General features: G+C 33.4%; 20 protein-coding genes and 1 pseudogene. 1 reads left to right on the top strand and 20 read right to left on the bottom strand.

The features are described 5' to 3' along the window. Window positions 1-9: 9 nt before the first annotated feature. From ACQV2S_RS00195 to ACQV2S_RS00205, 3 genes are read right to left on the bottom strand one after another with little or no spacing between them, the layout of a single operon-like run. Complete coding sequence (locus tag ACQV2S_RS00195; protein WP_428881828.1) at window positions 10-1,119, bottom strand: M20/M25/M40 family metallo-hydrolase; 1,110 nt, start codon at window positions 1,117-1,119, stop codon at window positions 10-12. A gap of 13 nt (window positions 1,120-1,132) precedes the next feature. Further along, the gene (locus ACQV2S_RS00200; protein WP_428881829.1) at window positions 1,133-1,798 is read right to left on the bottom strand and encodes a hypothetical protein; all 666 of its coding nucleotides are present in this window, start codon (window positions 1,796-1,798) and stop codon (window positions 1,133-1,135) included. A gap of 20 nt (window positions 1,799-1,818) precedes the next feature. Then, complete coding sequence (locus ACQV2S_RS00205) at window positions 1,819-2,520, bottom strand: DUF5058 family protein (RefSeq protein ID WP_428874755.1); 702 nt, start codon at window positions 2,518-2,520, stop codon at window positions 1,819-1,821. A 191-nt stretch (window positions 2,521-2,711) separates the two neighbouring features. Between ACQV2S_RS00205 and ACQV2S_RS00210 the strand changes: the two genes are divergently transcribed. Continuing rightward, window positions 2,712-3,635 carry a LysR family transcriptional regulator gene (locus ACQV2S_RS00210; protein ID WP_428884788.1) on the top strand — a complete coding sequence of 308 codons (924 nt, stop codon included), beginning with the start codon at window positions 2,712-2,714 and terminating at the stop codon, window positions 3,633-3,635. A gap of 64 nt (window positions 3,636-3,699) precedes the next feature. On the opposite strand, the gene galU is transcribed toward ACQV2S_RS00210, so the two are convergent. From galU to ACQV2S_RS00295, 17 genes and pseudogenes are all read right to left on the bottom strand, one after another. Further along, a complete protein-coding gene (galU, locus tag ACQV2S_RS00215; RefSeq protein ID WP_428884789.1) occupies window positions 3,700-4,578 on the bottom strand; it encodes a UTP--glucose-1-phosphate uridylyltransferase GalU in 879 nt (292 codons plus the stop codon). 73 nt (window positions 4,579-4,651) lie between these two features. Further along, window positions 4,652-5,818: a nucleotide sugar dehydrogenase gene (locus tag ACQV2S_RS00220; RefSeq protein ID WP_428884790.1), complete on the bottom strand. Its 1,167-nt coding sequence runs from the start codon at window positions 5,816-5,818 to the stop codon at window positions 4,652-4,654. Then, entirely contained in the window at window positions 5,819-7,228 is a 1,410-nt protein-coding gene (locus ACQV2S_RS00225; RefSeq protein WP_428884791.1) for a lipopolysaccharide biosynthesis protein, read from the bottom strand. It lies immediately after the preceding gene. Between the two features lie 10 nt (window positions 7,229-7,238). Further along, complete coding sequence (locus tag ACQV2S_RS00230) at window positions 7,239-8,324, bottom strand: polysaccharide pyruvyl transferase family protein (protein WP_428884792.1); 1,086 nt, start codon at window positions 8,322-8,324, stop codon at window positions 7,239-7,241. Then, on the bottom strand, window positions 8,317-9,321 hold the full coding sequence (locus tag ACQV2S_RS00235) for a glycosyltransferase family 2 protein (protein ID WP_428884793.1): 1,005 nt from the start codon (window positions 9,319-9,321) through the stop codon (window positions 8,317-8,319). Before ACQV2S_RS00235 ends, ACQV2S_RS00230 begins: the two co-directional genes overlap by 8 nt. Continuing rightward, window positions 9,318-10,535, bottom strand: a complete 1,218-nt coding sequence (locus tag ACQV2S_RS00240; protein WP_428884794.1) for a hypothetical protein — start codon at window positions 10,533-10,535, stop codon at window positions 9,318-9,320. The genes ACQV2S_RS00235 and ACQV2S_RS00240 overlap by 4 nt, the downstream gene beginning before the upstream one ends. Window position 10,536: 1 nt before the next feature. Further along, a complete protein-coding gene (locus ACQV2S_RS00245) occupies window positions 10,537-11,676 on the bottom strand; it encodes a glycosyltransferase (RefSeq protein WP_428884905.1) in 1,140 nt (379 codons plus the stop codon). Continuing rightward, entirely contained in the window at window positions 11,663-12,469 is an 807-nt protein-coding gene (locus ACQV2S_RS00250; RefSeq protein WP_428884795.1) for a hypothetical protein, read from the bottom strand. The genes ACQV2S_RS00245 and ACQV2S_RS00250 overlap by 14 nt, the downstream gene beginning before the upstream one ends. Before the next feature lie 110 nt (window positions 12,470-12,579). Then, a complete protein-coding gene (locus ACQV2S_RS00255) occupies window positions 12,580-13,731 on the bottom strand; it encodes a glycosyltransferase (protein ID WP_428884796.1) in 1,152 nt (383 codons plus the stop codon). Window positions 13,732-13,779: 48 nt separating this feature from the next. Then, window positions 13,780-14,406, bottom strand: a complete 627-nt coding sequence (locus tag ACQV2S_RS00260; RefSeq protein ID WP_428884797.1) for an acetyltransferase — start codon at window positions 14,404-14,406, stop codon at window positions 13,780-13,782. After that, the gene (locus ACQV2S_RS00265; RefSeq protein WP_428884798.1) at window positions 14,403-15,029 is read right to left on the bottom strand and encodes a sugar transferase; all 627 of its coding nucleotides are present in this window, start codon (window positions 15,027-15,029) and stop codon (window positions 14,403-14,405) included. The genes ACQV2S_RS00260 and ACQV2S_RS00265 overlap by 4 nt, the downstream gene beginning before the upstream one ends. After that, entirely contained in the window at window positions 15,029-16,141 is a 1,113-nt protein-coding gene (locus ACQV2S_RS00270; protein WP_428884799.1) for a DegT/DnrJ/EryC1/StrS family aminotransferase, read from the bottom strand. Before ACQV2S_RS00270 ends, ACQV2S_RS00265 begins: the two co-directional genes overlap by 1 nt. Window positions 16,142-16,250: 109 nt before the next feature. Then, window positions 16,251-17,228, bottom strand: coding sequence for an acyltransferase (locus ACQV2S_RS00275; RefSeq protein WP_428875876.1), 978 nt, complete (start codon window positions 17,226-17,228; stop codon window positions 16,251-16,253). A 28-nt stretch (window positions 17,229-17,256) separates the two neighbouring features. Continuing rightward, a complete protein-coding gene (locus ACQV2S_RS00280; protein ID WP_428884800.1) occupies window positions 17,257-17,838 on the bottom strand; it encodes a YdcF family protein in 582 nt (193 codons plus the stop codon). A 32-nt stretch (window positions 17,839-17,870) separates the two neighbouring features. Continuing rightward, window positions 17,871-18,203 carry a hypothetical protein gene (locus ACQV2S_RS00285; RefSeq protein ID WP_428884801.1) on the bottom strand — a complete coding sequence of 111 codons (333 nt, stop codon included), beginning with the start codon at window positions 18,201-18,203 and terminating at the stop codon, window positions 17,871-17,873. An 8-nt stretch (window positions 18,204-18,211) separates the two neighbouring features. Further along, window positions 18,212-18,511 (bottom strand): annotated as a pseudogene (locus ACQV2S_RS00290) (DUF3307 domain-containing protein); the annotation flags it as partial. Between the two features lie 73 nt (window positions 18,512-18,584). Beyond that, a complete protein-coding gene (locus ACQV2S_RS00295) occupies window positions 18,585-19,235 on the bottom strand; it encodes a SatD family protein (protein ID WP_428874773.1) in 651 nt (216 codons plus the stop codon). Window positions 19,236-19,454: the final 219 nt, after the last annotated feature.

Raw genomic sequence — 19,454 nt, forward strand, 5'->3', positions numbered from 1 at the left:
ACCACCTACTTAATCTTTACTTAAATAATTGATCAACGCTTTAGTCGTTAGGATCATTTCATCCGTATCTAGGTATTCTTCCGTCGTATGAACCAGCTCCATCCCCACACCGACAATGGCTGAGTTAAAACCTTCTTCGGCAAAAAAGTTGGCATCCGATCCTCCACCGATAATTTGAGGCTCTGCTTTGACACCGACTGTTTCGTAGGCTGCGACAATTTCTTTGACGAATTTGAGGTCATCTTGACTGGCAAGGGCTGGGTAGTCACGACGCGTTTCGATGGTATAGTCGTTTGTATACTGCTGGATAATGCCTTCGTAGGCTTGTAATAATTGGTCGACCTTTTCTTCTTGATGCGAGCGGATTTCACCGGTAAAGATACAAGAATCTGGCACCACATTATTAGGGAAATCAGAAGTAATTTGCGACACATTGGCGGTTGTTTCGTCATCAATCCTTAAGAGCGGCATTTGGCTAATGACTTTGCTCGCTACTTGGATGGCATTGATGCCCTTTTCTGGTTCGATCCCCGCATGGGCCTTACGTCCTCCAATGGTGATCTCAAAGCGGTAACAAGTCGGTGCTTGGTAGGCGACCTTATTGGCCTTGCCGGCATTGTCAGCTACAATTAAGTTTTTAGCAGGATTGATATGCTGGTAGACACTTTCCCAATTAATATTCCGCGCGCCTAACATCCCCTGCTCTTCACCGGGAGTGACGATTACATAAATATCTTGGTGACTAATCTGATGCTTAACAATGTATTCCACAGCGGTTAAAATAGCGGCCAGACCGGCCTTATCGTCCCCACCTAAGGTCGTCGTCCCATCTGAGGACCAAATATTGTCCTTTTTAACGATTTTTAAGTTTTTATTGGGCTGAATCACATCGGTATGAGCATTTAGTGACACGCCCTCGCCTTCTATGTCTCCTTTAATTTTCGCAAAGATAACTGGCGAATTGCCACCGTAGGTATGCTGGCTTTCGTCAAGATGAATCTCGGCTCCAAGATTTTCAAGAAATTTAATGACATAATCTGCCATTTCTTTTTCCTCTTTAGAGGGCGAATGAATCATCAACATTTCTTCAAAAATTTCTAAGTTACGTTGGCTAATCATAGTATACCTCCTATTATTTTAATAGACCTTTTTCTAATTGTTTACGCGCAAATAAAATAGTAGTAAAGATAGATGTTAAAGTAATAACAAAAGATGGATTTCCTGGAATGAACTGAACAATGTAGATCATAACGGTTGAAATCAACAGTGCAAAAAGACCGGTCTTGTATGACTTGACCATAAATTGGCCAAAGATTGCCCCATAAATGCCTGGAATGATTAGCTCAAAATACTTCGCTAAGTCGGCAGGTAAGGTAGTAATCACCGTTTGTCCTAAAATGGTCGCAAAAATCACAAAGAAAACAGCCACATAGATGGATACAGCTAAACCGATTGTCCCCATCAAAGCCCCTTCATCTGTCCCTTGCTTGTAGCCTGAGGCTTCCGATGAAATGGCTGCGGCAGGAATCTTCATATTGACCCCATTACCTGATAACATGGTTAAATATAAGCCTGATGTACCAACAATTGGGAAGTAAGTTAAAGGTTCACTCAGATAGAAAGCTCCAGAAACAGACATTTGTGAAATAGCTCCGGCGATGATGGCGGCAAAACCTGGATTATAACCAAAGACAAAGGTCATGGTTAGAGGGGGTAGTAATACGGCAATCACTCCCAAGACCATGGTTAAGCGACCAAAATTAGTTATACTTTTGGTGAATTTTTCATAGGCTCCCATTCTTTTTCCTCCTTATAGATCTATACAAAGAACATGCCACATAAGGCACCGGCAAACATGGCAATCGTTAGTGACCAAGACTTTAACCATTCGTATTGGTCGCTTAGTTTTTGGCAGATAATCATAATCACTAAAGCCGATAAAGAAGCGACGGCGTAGGATGGATTGACATTAATTTTTACGACATTATTCATGACAAAGTAGGCAAAAGACCCTAACATGGCACCGACACTGACTGCTGGTAATAAGGCCTTTCGTCCACCTGTCATAAAATCATTAATAACATTCATGCGATGGCCAAAGAAGAAGGTCACAATTAGCCAAGGGATAACCCCTAAAGCCGGCGTCCATAAGGCATTGGCATACACCGTTGGATCCATCATTGGAGAGAGTTCTCCGCCTGCTGCTTGCGCACCAAAGGTGGCGGCCATGGTTTCATAGTTGGTACCTCCAATAATTGACATCCGCAAGGCTGAAACTGGCGCACCTAATGAGACAATCAAGGATAAAATACTCCCTACAATCCCTAAAGCCGGTCCAATACTGGCCATGGCTGCGACTCGTAGGCCTTTTTTAACGCGCTGTTGATCCATATTTAATTCTTTGGTTGCCTTCATCGCTTTCTTTAGGATGTAGGTCCCTTGAATCAACACTAAAGCAATACCAATTCCACTAACCAGATACATCAAAGGATGGTTGGCAAATTTTAGATGGTCTGACATACAGATTCCTCCCTATTAAATTTTAAAAAAAGACTTCAACTATGATAAACTTATTGAGAACCGTTCTCTTTTAAAGATAGCGCTTACATCTTTAATTAAATTTTACCATCATCCTCTAGCAATTAAAAATAGATGATAACAATACCACCTATCCTCATTTACTTATAATCAAACTATTAGGAGCCTAGACCATGGACATTCATCATATTCAATACATTTTGGAAATCGCTAAGACGGGTTCAATCAGCAAAGCTTCTCAAAATCTTTTCGTTTCACAACCCTATTTGAGTTCAATATTAAAAAGGTTTGAAGAATCGATTGGTTTTACTATTTTCGATCGTACTCACAAAGGGGTTCAACTAACGAATGATGGCCAGCAAGTTCTTAATGATTTGGAAAAACTCGATGCCCTTTATCAGTCAATTGAAACCAAATATCTAACACCGACTAATTACTTCTCTTCGCTTTCTATTTCTGCCAGGAGGTCTTCTTATATTGCTTTTGCAATCGCCAAAATGATCAACCGCCTGCAAGAGGAACATCATAACTTATCGATCAAATTTTCTGAAACAACCAACTTACAAGTCATCGAGGATGTTAATAGTGGCAATGCAGATATTGGTATTATTCGTTTTTATACGGAGAACAAGGAGCATTTTGAAAATCAATTAAAAGCGCGTTATATTGAGTGGAAGCAGCTTTCCTCCTTTCCTCGAGTCGTTCTGATTTCCCAGCAGCACCCACTGGCTAAAAAAGAGCATTTAGCGCTTAAAGACTTAGAACCCTTTACAGAAATTATCCACGGTGATTTTGAATGGGATGATTATACTGAGGCCTATTTATGGCAGAAAAAAATTAATTCCTCAAAGAAATTAATCCAAGTTTATGAGCGGGGTTCACTGCTTGACTTTATCGCCACCATTAAAGGCAGTTACACTTGGACCACAGCTACCTACCCTACCATTCTGGATAAATACAAGCTAATTGAAAAAAGCGTCTTACCGAGTCATTCGGAATGTTTAGATTATATTATTTATAAGGCGAAGCTTGAAAAATCAGTCATCCTTAAACTAGTCGAAGAGAAAATCGATGAAACGATCCAATTATTTAATTAATAAGTAGGGCGAAAATAAAAATCCCTAGAGCTAACTTCAACTCTAGGGGGTTAATCTATTCATCTTATTCTTCCAACTTCTCTCGCATATACTGACGGATTTCCTCAGCGAATTCGCGGTGGAGGGCGAAGTCAATGGTGGTCTTAATAAAGCCGATTTTCTCCCCGACGTCATAACGAATGCCTTTGAAGTCATAGGCATAGACCGGTTCGACTTGGTTTAACATTTGAATGGCATCAGTCAGTTGGATCTCTCCGCCGGCGCCGACTTGTTTCTTGGCTAGAAAGTCAAAGATTTTAGGCGTTAAAACGTATCTTCCCATAATGGCTTGGTTGGAAGGGGCTGTTCCTTGCTTGGGCTTTTCAACAAAGGTTTTAACCTTGTATAAGCGCCCATCTTGTTCCAAGGGATCAATAATACCATAGCGATGGGTTTGGTCTTGAGGGACCGTCTGGACACCGATAACGGAGGAGCCGGTTAAATCGTATTCGTCCATTAATTGTTGAATGGCTGGTTGATCTCCCTCTTCTGATACCACAATATCATCACCCAGAAGAACGGCAAAGGGCTCGTCACCAATAAAGCTTCTGGCGGTATAAATGGCATCGCCCAAACCTTTCATTTCTTTTTGGCGGATAAAGTAGACGTTCGCTAGGTTGGAAGCCTTTTGAACCGACTCTAACATAGCAATCTTCCCCTTGTTCATCAGGTCTAATTCTAACTCGGTATTCTTGTCAAAATGGTCTTCAATGGCTCGTTTCGATTTACCTGTAATGATAATAATATCCTCAATACCTGCTGCCACTGCTTCCTCTACGATATACTGAATGGTCGGCTTATCAATAATCGGTAACATTTCTTTCGGCATGGCTTTAGTAGCTGGTAGAAAACGCGTTCCATAACCAGCTGCTGGAATAATGGCTTTACGAACTTTTTGTTTCATCAGGATACATCTCCTTTCTTATTTGAATCCGTACACACTAAAAAGCATAGCAAACACACTATGCTTAGTTGTATTAGTTTTCGTTAAAGATATCGCGGGTAAATACTTTATCTAAAGCATCTTTTAATTCATCTTCTGTACGATTGGCTAAGATGATATCGGATTGTTGCTTAAATTCTGCTAAATCATTGATCACTGGACAATTCATAATAGAATCTTGCGATAAAGTCGGTTCGTAGATAATTATCTCGATCCCTTCATCTACCAATAATTTAATAATATCTTGAATGGCGGATTGTCTAAAGTTATCCGATCCAGACTTCATGGTTAAACGGAAGACACCAACGGTCTTAGGATTTCTCTTCAAGACACTATTGGCGATATGCTGTTTACGGGTTTTGTTGGAATCGACAACGGCTGTCATCATATTCTGTGGAATGTCGCCGTAATTGGCTAATAATTGCTTGGTATCTTTGGGTAAACAATAACCCCCATAGCCAAAAGAAGGATTATTATAATGGGTTCCAATCCGTGGGTCTAGGCCAACTCCTTGAATAATTTGGCCAGCATCCAGCCCTCTCACTTCAGCGTAAGTATCTAATTCATTAAAGTAAGACACACGCAAAGCTAAGTAAGTATTGGCAAATAGTTTAATGGCTTCGGCTTCAGTGGAATTAGTAAAGAGTACGGGCACATCCTCACTATGGGCGCCTTCTACTAAAAGATCTGCAAACTTTTTAGCCGCTTCATTATGATCACCTACTACAATACGTGAAGGATATAAATTATCATATAAGGCCTTCCCTTCTCTTAGAAATTCAGGAGAAAAGATAATATTATCAACCTTATATTTTTCTTTCACAGATTCCGTATATCCCACAGGAATCGTTGATTTAATAACAATCGTAGCTTGTGGATTGATGCGCAAGACATCTTCAATCACTGCTTCTACAGCCGTCGTATCAAAAGTATGGGTCTCGTCATCATAGTTCGTTGGTGTCGCAATAATCACCATTTCAGCTTCTTTATGTGCTTCTTCGACATCAATCGTAGCTGTTAAATTCAACTCTTGATGGGCAAAAAAATCTTCTATTTCCTTGTCCTCAATCGGCGCAATACGCTTATTAATTAAATCAACCTTCTCTTGAATAATGTCTAGCGCTGTTACCTCATGATGCTGAGCCAATAAGACGGCAATCGATAAACCAACATACCCTGTACCTGCGACTGTGATTTCCATTTAGTTCCTCCTTAAATTACTAATAATTTTCTTAATTTTAGAATATATTTCTAAATATAAATGTCTTAAATTTAAATTCAATATAATTAGTATTATTAAATTAATAAAGAAATCATTTTCAGTATTTATAAACATGATTAATATTTGAATTAAAACCAAAACTAATTGAAAATAAAATCTAAAATAATTAATTTCTAAATTGATTATTTTTTTTGTATCATAAATTCTAACCATAAACATTATTAAAAAACTTAGAAAAGATGAAATTCCTGCGCCAACTATTCCAAATAAAGGTATGAATATTAGATTAGAAATTAAGCTAACCATTCCGCCAAATACGGAAGTTTTGAAAATCCCTATTGTATTCTTCGATGCAGTATAGTTTACTCCTACATATGCAGAAAATGATGAAAATAAGCTACCAAGAATTAGAAAGGGAACAGGTTCCCAACTTGCAAAGAAACTTTCTGAAAATACATAATAAAATATTGGTTTAATTATAAGTATTATTGAAGAAGATGCTATAAATAAGAAGGAACTATAATATTCAAAGACCCTTGCATAATAATTACTAGACTTATTATTTTCATATTCTTCAAAAGCAGAAAGTTGCCAAGCTTGCGTAAATATATTATTAATTATTACAATTATTGTAGGAATTTTTGTACTTACAGCAAATAATCCGTTAGCAGTTAGTCCTAAATAAAAATTAATTAGAAATTTGCTTGAACTATTACTAACCCACCACATTAAACTATTAAAAATAAGTGGTAAGGAGAAACTTAAAATCATTATTATAGTGTTCTTATCAATCGTAATATTGATTTTGTTTAATACTAAATTAGATTTAAACACTAAAAAAACTGTTGACATAATATAGGCTAGAATTGTTGAAGTGAAGTACCCCTCGACTCCTAGGCCGTAATAAACTATAAAAATTACATTTAACACTCCAATAAATAATGTTATCATGACTCCATTAATTGCATATAATTTTACCTTACCTATTGCTCTTATATATTGTGAAAAAATTTGATTTAATATTTGAACAAAAATAAGCAAGTACATATATTTAAGACTACTGTCTAAAAAATTATAGCGGCTAAAAATCGGATAAAAAAACACTAAAATCATATAACCTATAAAAGATATGAATATAGAATTGAAAAGAATTTTTTGATTATTAGATTTATTATTGATAACGAATCTCACAATAGCTTCATGTGTGCACCCAGAGACAATAGGTATTAGTAACGAACTCGATGTAACAACGATGTCAATCATGCCATATTGCTGTTGACTTAAATAATATGTAAAGAGAGGAACTAATAGGAATGAAATTAATTTGCTTCCAAGATTACCAAGAGAAAAAATAAAGAAATTATTAATTAGTTTTTTGTAATTGTTCATTATTTATCTCTCATTGAATCTCCGATAATTCAGAACGAACTAAATTTACTATTTCATCATGGTAGTCTTTGAATAAAAAATTATTGTAGTTAAAATTATCTCGATTAATAAATAAATACCTTATTTTTTCTTTATCGATTTCATCAGAAACATAATAAACATATCCTAATTTTTCCAACCACTGATATGAGCCATATACTTTTTTACTAATATTATCCAAGGCAATAACCGGTATACCACAAATAACAGAAAGAAGCATACCGTGAAGACGATCAGTCACAACAATCTTAGACTTAGAAATTTTATTGAATAATAAATTTAGCTCATTTTTTCTATTTAAAAGGTCAATCTTTTTGTTTAATACAGTATCATATTCCTCAGTTCTCAAGTTTTCTTCATTTAGTTCTTTCAATATGTTTTGTATTGTTTTTATTTTTTTGAGGTCAATGACACTTTCTTTATCTTCTCTAAGTATGAGAGATATATATTCTGGCCTTTCTTTACGATTATTTTCATCCAAAAATGTAACAATATCTGGAGTATATAGAATATTTTTGAATTTAAAACTATTTTTATACAAAAATTCTTGTGACCGTTTATCTCTAACTATCATTGATAAATTTTTATGTGAAGAATAAATGTTTTTATGATCTTCTATTAATACTTCATTTTCAGGGGAATAATATATTGTTTGAGGAAAAATTACAATTTTATTTTGTTTAAAATTTTGAATTAATCTATTTGCAATATCCTGACCTTCTGGCCACAAAGATCCTAAAAATCCACCACCTGTTAAAATTAATAAATCATTAGAAGTAATGTATTGATTTATTATTTTTTCGTTAGTAATATAAAAATTCCCTGGGACTTCTATAAGTTTTACATTCGAAAAATTTTCTTTTATAAATTTAATTTCACTTTCTGAAATTGCCTGATCACCTAAATTTCCGTATATAGAAGTTCCCATTAAAAGAATTCTTTTTTCATTTTTGGAATATTTTAATTGATCAACAATGAATTTGTATCTATATTTATTACTATACTTATTCTTAAAATAGTAAAGTTTAGAATATACTCTTTTAATAATATTAATCATTAATTACTCTCCTTAAAAATATAATTAACTTATCAGTCATTTTCAAATCAAATTGAAAATATTTATTGAATATCATTTTGCCTTTTCTATATCTTACTTTTTGCTTAATTATAAGTGTTTTAAAATATCTTGAAACCAAAGAATCAAAGTACTTTAAATCAAATTTTTCATCATCTAACTGTTCCCTAACCATCAATAAAATAGAACTTACTTTTTCCATACTAATTTCATCCAGTACATCTACATTTTGGTTAACAAATTTATAAATATGAGAAATATCAGAGTCTAGAATTGAAATATTATGTTTCTTATACATGCTTTTTAAAAGACTTAGTTCTTTATCAATGTCTCTATTTTTATTTAAAGTTTGGGTTATTCCTGACATGTTTATTCGATACTTCAATAAATAATTTGGTATATTCACAATATCATATTTTTCAATTATTCTAATCCATAAGTCTTGATCCTCAGAACCTTGGTATAATTTATTGTATTTAAAATTATTTTCTTTAAAAATATAATTATTAATCAAAACTGAAGGGTGATATATTGGATTTGCAAATAATAAATAAGTTCTTATTTTCTTAGTACTTAATGGCATCCTACTAAATCCTATGAATTTAGAATCATTATTAAAATGAATTGCTTGTGTTCCAAGAACTGCGATATGATTATTTCGTTTAATAAAATTTATTTGTTTCTCAAGCTTATTCTTTGACATAATATCATCAGAATCAATTCTAACTATATAGGGGGTTTTTATCAAATTTAAACCTTTGTTTAATGTTTCAACAATACCTAAGTTTCTTTCGTTTTTTATTAACTTCATTCTTGAATCATTGTATTTCTCTATTATTTCAACTGTTTTATCTGATGATCCATCATCAATTATTAGAAAATCAAAAGAATGGTATGTCTGACTTAAAACACTATCTATGCAATCTTTAATATAATCTTCTGCATTATACGCTGGAAGTAAAACTGTAATTTCTTTCAAATTCTAATCCCTCTTTCTGAATTTATATAAATCCTAAATATAAAGAGTAAAGGTAAGATCATAAAAATAATTTCGCCCTTAATTTCAAACAGAAAAACTATCATAATTAGAAGTATACTAATTTCTTTAAAATCTTTAAGACTCAACTTAAAGATTTTTTTTATAATTAGAAAATAAAAAATTATAGTATTAAAAATCCCATAAAATAGAATTGGCCTCATATATCCTACATCTACATTCATATAATATCCACCATTAAGACCGGTGTATCTCCCGTCTCCAAATAAAAAGGTTCTAATTTCCGGAAAGAAATACATGTTAAACATAACATCCTGATTAACAGTTCCATATAAAAAGAGACTCTTTAAAGGTGACATTGCCCACTCATACCATTGATCAATCACGAAACTTTTTGTTCTTAAGTTTAAAATTAAGAGAAATGCTACTAGAGAAAGTACAGATAGTAAAATCAAATCTATAAATCTACCTTTGATAAATAAATTCCATATAACATATGTTATTAAAACTAAAAGACTAATTAGTAATCCTACCCTACCATAAAATGCATTACCTATTAATAATAGTATGATCTTAAATAAAAAGGTGGTTAATCGATTTTTATTAAATAAATATAACGAAAGCACGATGGAGAGAGAACACATAAAAGTCATTCCAAAGCCAGAAAAACCAGACCAACCAATTCTAAACGAGTAAGCGATATGATTTTCATATAACCCTTCTTGTATGTTTCCTATAAAAATTTTTGAAAACCAAAACTCTTTAAGTGATGGTATTAAATATAACATTACTGTGCCTAAAATATACAAACAAGTTATATTAATTATTAAATTGAAAAGAAAGTCTGAAGAAGAGTTATGATTTTTCTTTATATAAACTAGAATTGAAAAATATCCAATAAAATAAGTGAATGCACTTATAAATCTCATGAAATATGAAAAATCAAATGTCGAAAATAACATAGGAACAATTATAGATGCCAATATTGGAATCATGAGAATAATAAAGTCTACGAGTATTTCTTTTTTTTGCTTTGTTAAAATAGAAATTGAATATCCATAATTTTTTAAGATATAAATAAATGGTAAAAAAGTATAGATAAAGATTTGAATAAACGAAGGTATATTAAGGACGTAGATTCTATAAAAAATTAAGGAGCTATAGACTAAAAAAATTATATTTTTTATTAACTTCAATCTAATCATCCTTCCCCAACCGTGAATAAATATAGTTTAATTTTTGAGATACTTCACTACTATCAAATTGAATAATATTTTTAGAAATCTGTTTTCGAGAATCACCATTTATTTTAGTATCCATTTTTATCGTATTTACCCATAGATTTATATTATCTAGAGGCAAGAATTGCACATTTCCATTTATATTCACCTCATTGGTAATATTTTTAGATACTAATGAATTTAACCCATTAGCCTGCGATTCAATTAAAACAAGAGGAAATCCCTCACTATGAGAAGTTAAAACTAATAAGTCACTTGCAGAATAAAATTTATGAATCATTTTTGTACTGCTTATAAAGATAACTTCATCAACTAATCCTAGTTCTTTAAGTCTATTTTTGATAATCACTTTTTGTTCTCCGTCACCAATAAATATTAACTTATAATTATATTCGGAATTTGATTTTTTGAGTCTGTTAAATACTTCTACGAAAAAAATTTGATTTTTATTTTTATCGAAACGGGCAATAAATAAGAAAACAAAGTCCTTTTCTTTAATATTCAATTCAGATCTTAAAGTGATTCTATCATTTTCATTAAATTGAAACTTATCTATATTAGTAGCATTATATAGAACTGTGAAGTTATCGTTAAATGCATAATTTCCTGCAGACCATGAACAAGCCAGTCTTTTATCAGAGAAATTACTAATTATTGATTTACTAAATGAATAATAATTTTTTAACAGCTTTTTTTTTATTAGATTAAGATTTTTAATTTGCAATGAACTGCCATGTGAATGTACTATATATTTAGATTTTGTAAAAAGTTTAAATAAAATTAAATTTGTTAGAGATCCTATACCAGAATGATCATGAATTATATCATAATTATTCTTCTTTAAAAATTTAAACATACTAATAAAATAATTTAATATTCCACTAGATTTAAGTGGAATATAATAAAAAGAACTACCAAAGTCTTTAAAATAATCTATATTCTGTTTTGAAATGTTGTCTGAATTATCGAATACTAAAAAATCTATCTTATAGCCTTCTTTTAATAAAAAAGGGTATAAATTTTTTATGAAAGTTTCAACCCCTCCGTCTTTAAAAATTCCATTTTTAACCATTAATACTTTCTTATTTTTTATCATTTTTGTCAAAATCTCTTATCCCCTTTACACAGTATAAAATCGAATTAAAGAATGTGTTTTCATATTTAAAAATTTTATATTTTCTTGCACAGAAAGCTATTGAGTATGGGATTGCCAAGTGTCCAAACATTCTTCTGAAGACAGCTCCTCGATCAAAAAAATATTTATCATTGAATCCGTTAAACCAAGAAGATTCATTATCCATTAAGGTCCCAATTTGTATTGGGAAATACTTAATTTTATATTTCTTTCTTAATAAATCAAAGAGTAAGATGTTTTCTTCACCCATTTTATATTTAGCCCCTGTTCCAAACCTTTCATCATACCTTATTTTCCCATCAATAAATACTTTCGAACGAAATACTAGTTGAACAGAAGATAATTTCATACTACTTAAGAATCCGATATTTTTAATTATGTTTAGATTCTCTTTTAATTCTCCATTTGATTTTTTAACATTAAAAGCAAATATATCAATATCCTTATTTTTTTTTACAACTTCTGAAAATTTTTCATTGAAGTTTTTATCAATAATTATGTCATCATCAGTTAAATATACAAATTCATTGTTAGTATCAATTAATGATATAGCGAAATTTCTATTTGCACTTAACCCTTTGTTATCAATATCATACCATCTAATATTTTTCTTAGTTGCCAGAGTACTTTTTTTTGAGAGAAATTTAGGTCTTTGATTTAAAATAGTTAAATTATATCCACTATAACTTTTAATAAAAAGATTTTCGATTTCGTTATTTATAGTACATATAAAAATTGATAAATTTTTAATCATAAATTTAGCCACCCTTTATAAAGCTTTTTCGATAAAATCGTAATAAAGCTGAAATTCTATCAGATATTTTTATTATAGTTATAGAAAAGAGAATTATTGTATTTTTATTTCTATCTTGTACTTTGAGCCTTGTCCCAAAATGGCTTGTTCTTTCCACTTATTATATTCCATACTCCGACCCATTGAGCAGCAACAGTCATCGAATAATAATAGATATACTGTCCAACTTGATTTGTTATAATTTTTTTATTAACTAAGAGGCAAGTAATATAACAGAAAATTTGCAGAAGCCAAGTAATTATATAAAAGAAACTATGCTGAACCAGAAAACAATTACTAAAGAAAAATATGATGTGAGCAAGCCATAATAAATATCGAGTAGTTCGATGTCCAAAATAAAAATATGAAAACCACTTAAACTTAAAAATATTAAAAATCTTTAAAGTTGGAATTATATTTAGCAAAATATTTCTATTCATTCTAACTTTTCTCTTAAATTCATCAGAATTTTTTTCTCCTGCTTTTTCAAAGACTAAAGCATCCGGGGCATAAATTGATCTTTTTTGATTTAATCCAAACTTTAAAGGAAAGAAGAAGTCATGACTATATATATTAGGAGTAATAATGTAATCTTTAGTTCTTACAGCATACAGAGCTCCATTTCCTGCTGTAATAGTCTGGGCTCTACTTTCGATATCTCTCATCTTCTTATCAAAGTTCCAATAAACAGATTCAGATTTGGCAGATTTTATCTCGTCATTAATATAAACTAAATTTCCACAAACATAAGCTATTTTGTCGCTAGTAAAGTATTTCATTAAATTTATAATTGCATTTTCTTCTAACATAGAGTTAGCATCTGTCATGACTAAATACTCAGATTTAATTAGTGAATATGCTTCATTTTGTGCATTAGTTTTCCCTTCTCTCTTTTTAGTAATGTATAATTCTAAATTAATTTTAGAATTATCACTTATAAATTTTCTGACAATCTCGTTAGTTGCATCAGAGCTATTATCTGATGCAACTAAAATTCTTAGTTTATCAGAAGGATAATTTAATTTACATATATTATTGAGTTTTTCTAAAATTACTTTTTCTTCATTATGAGCGACTACCATAATAGTAACAGAAGGAGTATAGTCTTCGGAAGTCAAATTTTTTTCAAAATTAATAAATTTATCAAAAATCATTAGTGAAGTAGGGTAACCAATCATAGCCCAAAATATTATAAAACCACTAAAGTAAAAAAATATTTTCATAACAACCACCTAGTTTTGTTTAAAGTTAATGTGAAAATTTAACCTTTCTTAATTTTTTTGTTTTTTGACAGGACTACCTATATATATGTCTGAAACTTGAATATTTGTCAAAACTAATGAGCCAGCACCTATAATACAATTTTTTGAAATTTTAATATTATTAATTATATTACTACCTATTCCTACCCAAGTTTTTCCCTCCACAGTAACATTGCCAGCTAAATGTGCTCCTGGTGAAATATGTACATAATCACCTATATTATTATCATGATCAATGGTGCAAGAAGTATTTAAAATTACCCCTTTGCCAATCTCACTATCAGCATTGATAATCACACCCGGCATGATCACAGTCCCCTCTCCTATTTTAAGATACTCACTTAATATCGCATTCGGATGAATCAAAGTAGCCAATGATCCGCTTTGTTCCAGAATATCTTCATAGATTTTTGATCTCGTCTCGTTCGATCCAATAGCTACAAAAAAATCTGCTGAATTAAGATATTTTTTATAATCATTAACTTTGCCTGAAATTTCAAAAAAATTATTTTCTAAATTATCATCTAAAATTATGATTGTATCCCATTTATTCATTAAAAGAGCAATTTCATAACATACTTTAGCATGGCCACCTGCACCAATTATTACAAGCGTTTTATATTTATTTACTTTCATTCGTTATTTCCTCTAAAAGCTTCCATTGTGACTGAACTATCTGACGAGATTCCTTCTCTATTAATAACAATTCGAATAGTTGAAAGGATTATTTTTAAATCAATGAGAAATGAAACCGATTGCGTATACTCAACATCAAATTTAAATCGTTCAGACCATTTCAAAGAATTTCTTCCCTTGATTTGAGCTAAGCCTGTTAAACCCGGTCTAACTAAATGTCTCTTACTCTGAGTTTCATTGTACAATTCAAGATAGCTAATTAACAATGGTCTAGGCCCCACTATACTCATATCACCTTTGAGAATATTTAATAATTCTGGTAACTCATCAAGACTAGTAGCTCTTAGTTTTTTGCCAAAACTCGTTAATCGAACAGAATCAGGTAACAGATTCCCATTTTCATCTCTTTTATCCGTCATCGTACGAAATTTTAACATCTCAAAAATTTCTTCATTGATTCCCGGCCTTTTCTGCTTAAAAAGAATTGGACTACCCAACTTAATTCTTACCAAAATACCTGTAATAATTATTATTGGTGAAAGAACAATTAAAGCCAGTAAGGATAGTATGATATCTAGGAATCGTTTAATATATTTAGCATAAAAAGATTGATAACCTTGCATTAAATCATTCCCTTAACAATTTCAATTACTCGATCGACATCGTCCATTGTCATCTTCGAATCAGACGGCAAACAAATTCCTTTATTAAAGAGCTTTTCAGCCACATTTCCACCTACGTAATCATAATCTTTAAAGACGGGTTGTAAGTGCATAGGTTTCCAGACAGGACGCGCTTCAATATTTTCTTCGGCTAGAACTTGAATGATATCCATCGGTTGAATAGTGTCACTTTCGATCGTAATAGCAGTTAGCCAATGATTAGCAAAGTCTCCTTGCTCCATTCGATCAGGCCCCATTTTGATTTGTTCAATATCCTTAAAGCCTTCTGCATAGGCATGATAAATAGCCCGTTTCTTCTCCACGCGGTCTTTCAGTACTTTTAATTGGCCACGACCAATACCAGCTACCACATTCGACATTCGGTAATTATAACCGATTTCTTCATGCTGATACCATGGGAAGCTTTCACGAGCCTGGGTCGCCCAGAATTTAGCCTTTTGTATACCTGCTTCATTATTCGAAACCAACATTCCCCCACCAGAAGTGGTGATGATCTTATTACCATTAAAAGAATATATGCCATAGTCACCAAAAGTACCCGTCCACTGTCCCTTATAGACAGTCCCTAAACTCTCTGCAGCATCTTCGATTAAAGGGGTATTATATTTTTCGCAAATCGCTTTGATTTCATCAATTTTAGCCGAGATACCATATAAGTGAACGACAATGACTGCTTTTGGTTTATATTTTTGAAAAGCCTTTTCTAAAGCTTTGGGATCCATATTCCAAGTATCTTCTTCTGAATCAATAAAGACAGGAATGGCTTTCTCATAGCGAATAGGATTAGCTGAGGCAGAGAAAGTCAAGGACTGACAAAATACAATATCGTCTTGCCCCACTCCAACAGCTTTAAGGGCTAAATGAATGGCTGCCGTTCCAGAAGCTAAAGCCGTAGCGTATTTGATGCCTACAATCTGACTCAGCTCTTTTTCAAAGCCATCGACATTGGCTCCTAATGGTGCAATCCAATTGGTATCAAAAGCTTCTTGAACATAAGCTTGTTCATACCTCTCCTCACTCATGTGTGGAGAAGATAGTAATATTTTCTTCATGATTAGTCTCCTCATTATGATAATATTCACCGCTAAAAGTATAACACAAGAAATCTCATTTTGAAGGCATTCTTCGTTTTTCTTTCAAAGATTACATTTATTACATAACCTAGCTAAGCCAGCGTTTAAAAGGCTCACGGTCGACAACTTTTATTAAGAGATAAAGGCATATTAATAACCCACTTCCAACCACACTAACATAGATAAGAGGGGGCATCGATAAAGCCATTTTTTCAACCGTCCCTTCAAGTAATTTCAAGAAAAGAACATGAGAAAGATAAATTAAGAAAGAATACCGGCTAAACCATAGGAAAAGCTTCTCAAAAGGCAACCTATATAACATAAAAGTCAAGACCAAACCGATCGAATAGAAAGTAACCAAAGGTCTTGTATTGGCAATCACTGCTCCCCCACTTAGATAAGATTCTTCAATCAACAAGCCTAGCATTATTACCGTATAAATCAAGATACCATAACGATAAACTTGAAAGCTTTTAAGCTTAGCTTGAAAGTCTCGGCTTAACCAAATGCCAAAGAAGAAGCAAAAAGCATAGCTATAATAGTCTTGGACCTTATCATAAGGAATATAGCCTAGTAGGTGATCACTGACATCTTGGAAGATGAAAAGACCCACGAAGGCTATGGCTAAGTACTTGTTATCGGCAATTTTAGATAAAAGTGGGTAAAAGATATAAAGTCCCACAATTAATGGAACAAAATACAAGTGATAGGAAGTCTTCCCTAGCAAGAGAAACTGCAAGAAGGTCAAAAGACTCAATTCTTCACCTACCAACCAGAAATTAGCCCAAGCATAGATTAAAGACCAGCACAAATAGGCCGGGATAATTTTTATGAGGCGGTCTTTTAAGAAGGCGGGGTAATCAAGTTGTGAATCCAAAGCATCGGTCCGATCCAAACCCCAACCTGAAAGCATTAAAAAGACTGCTACCGCAAAGCGTGTCGCTTGATTAAGGGCTAGGATCCATAATTTATTTTCTCCTAATAAAGGGGCTGTAAGATGAATCAAGAGGACCGCTATCGTTGCAAGCCCTCGTAATAAATCAAATGGAATAAAACGTTTTGTCATTTTTGTCTACCTTTTCTAATTCAATTATTTATTGGTCAATCCAATAATAGAGTTCTAGATAATAGCCGATGTATTTATAGACTTCAGAAGCCATTATCCTTAAGGCCTGGCGACTGTCTTGATAAAGGACTTCCTCACCCTGAGCATTCTTTAAATAAGCACTGACATAATAAAAGTGCATATCCTTTCCCCGACTCGCACGCTCAAAAACCAATCGAGTGCGCCGGCTATGATAGTCGGTCGTAACTACTAAGGCCGTTTGCCATCCCCTTTCTTCCATGATGGCGATAGAATTGGTCGCATTGGTCCAAGTAGAAGTTGCTTCTAATTCTCCAATCACTTGGTCTTCCGATAAACCGGTGTCAATTATAAAGTCAATTAAGGGTTTGGTGCCGATAAACTCATTTAAGGGAGAAACAATCATTGAGTGTGATGTGACATAGCCTTCTTGGATTAATTCAGCTGCCTTCAAGGGACGAACTATTTCCCCACCTGGTACAATCACCACCTCAGCTTCAACCGCTTCTTGACCAATGTCTAAATGACTAGCCAACCAGACTAGATAGGTCACTAGCGCTACAAGAAGGATAAATAGAATCTTTACTTTCATGTTTGGGGCCTCCTTTTTTCATTTAATAGCTGCTAACTAGCTAAGACTAAGAAATAGACACACAGGGCATACAGAATACTGTATAAGCTTCCATTCAAATAATACTCCGCAACCTCCTTGTCTTCTTCTAAACGTTTGAAACACGCAATGGATTTGGCCGTATAAATTAAACCAATCGCATTCACCTGGCCCATGACTAAAAAGATCAAGGAAAGAATCCGCTCCAAATGACCGATTAAAGCGCCCGTCCCTTGTAGACCTTCTTGCTGAATGGCCTGACTGTGAGGATAAGGACTGAAGGCTAGTTTAAATAAAACATTAGCCGGCTTGCCGACCAAAAGGATCGCTAATAACCCCGTCAGCATTTGACGGTTCAAAACGCAGGGAAAACAGACCCTAAGGAGTTAGTAAAAAACACTTGGCCTAACAGAATGATGAGGACAATATGTAGGATTTGATCAATTAAGAAAGTATATAAGCGATAAGAAGGCTGAAGCTTGTCAAAGCCACTCTTTATACAGTCGATCAGACTGTAACTAATCCAAAGCATCAGATAAGCATAAAAGGCCGGCCAAAAGACTTGATAGTATAAGCTCCGGATTAAGGGATAGAAGAAAAAAAGGCCATGAATCGCTAAATGAGTTGCCAAGGCTTGCCTGTTAGGCTGCTTGTCTACAGCTAATTGAGGACTTTATAATTGAAAATCACCTAAAAAGTGCAGGATTAAAATCATGATTGTCCATTGATTAAAGGGACTCATGATTCCCCTCCAAAAATTCTGCAATCGTTTCTCGACCCCTCAAGTAGATCTTAATATTACCCAGTGATAAGCGCTTGCTCAGACTGCTCTGACTGATTTGAATCGTTTGGGCAAAATGGGCCTGATCAAATTCCGCTTGGTAGATCCCTTCTTCAAGCATCAACTTGAAAGTCTCCCGTTGCAGGTCGGTCCATTGGCTTTTCAAGGTTTCACTCAAGAGAAACAGGCTATTGACCATCTGATTAATCGAGTCGTCTTGGGTCCTGAGCGCCAGATGACACTTGTTACCATAATGATTACGGTGGACAGCTTCAATCGCCTCCCGCGCTCGCCAAAAGGCTGGACCATCGGCTCCGATACTTCGTTCAGGATCGATGGCCGTCGTGATCTCACCGATACCGATTCCCAGCCGAAAAGGATGGGGCAATGTGACATATAAGTCATCTAAAAAGTTCAGCCAGTTTGAATCCAACTTCATAATCACTTGAAACTCATCGCCAACTGTTAAGGTCAATTGAGAAAGCAACTGCTTTTGATACTTCTGATTAAGGCGCTTGAATATGTCTTGCACTTGCTTTTGGAATACCTTACGTTCTTTGATTTGCTTAGACTTAATAAAATCCCCGATAATAACCACATCACTAGCCATCGAACTCCTCCTTCCTGCCTACTGCCTACTTACTTCATTTTTTACCATTGTTAGAAGAATCTTACGATCATAACTGGTTAGGTTCCCCTTTCCTTGAGGAAAGTAATTGATATTTCTTTCCTCATTCAAGGAAATTTTATAAACTTGCCTTGTTTAGGGAAAGTTTACCCTAAACAACCTTTAAAAGCAAGCGATCCCTTGCGAGCA

Origin of the sequence: Facklamia sp. P13064, from assembly GCF_050409425.1 — a bacterium.
Lineage (GTDB): Bacteria > Bacillota > Bacilli > Lactobacillales > Aerococcaceae > Facklamia.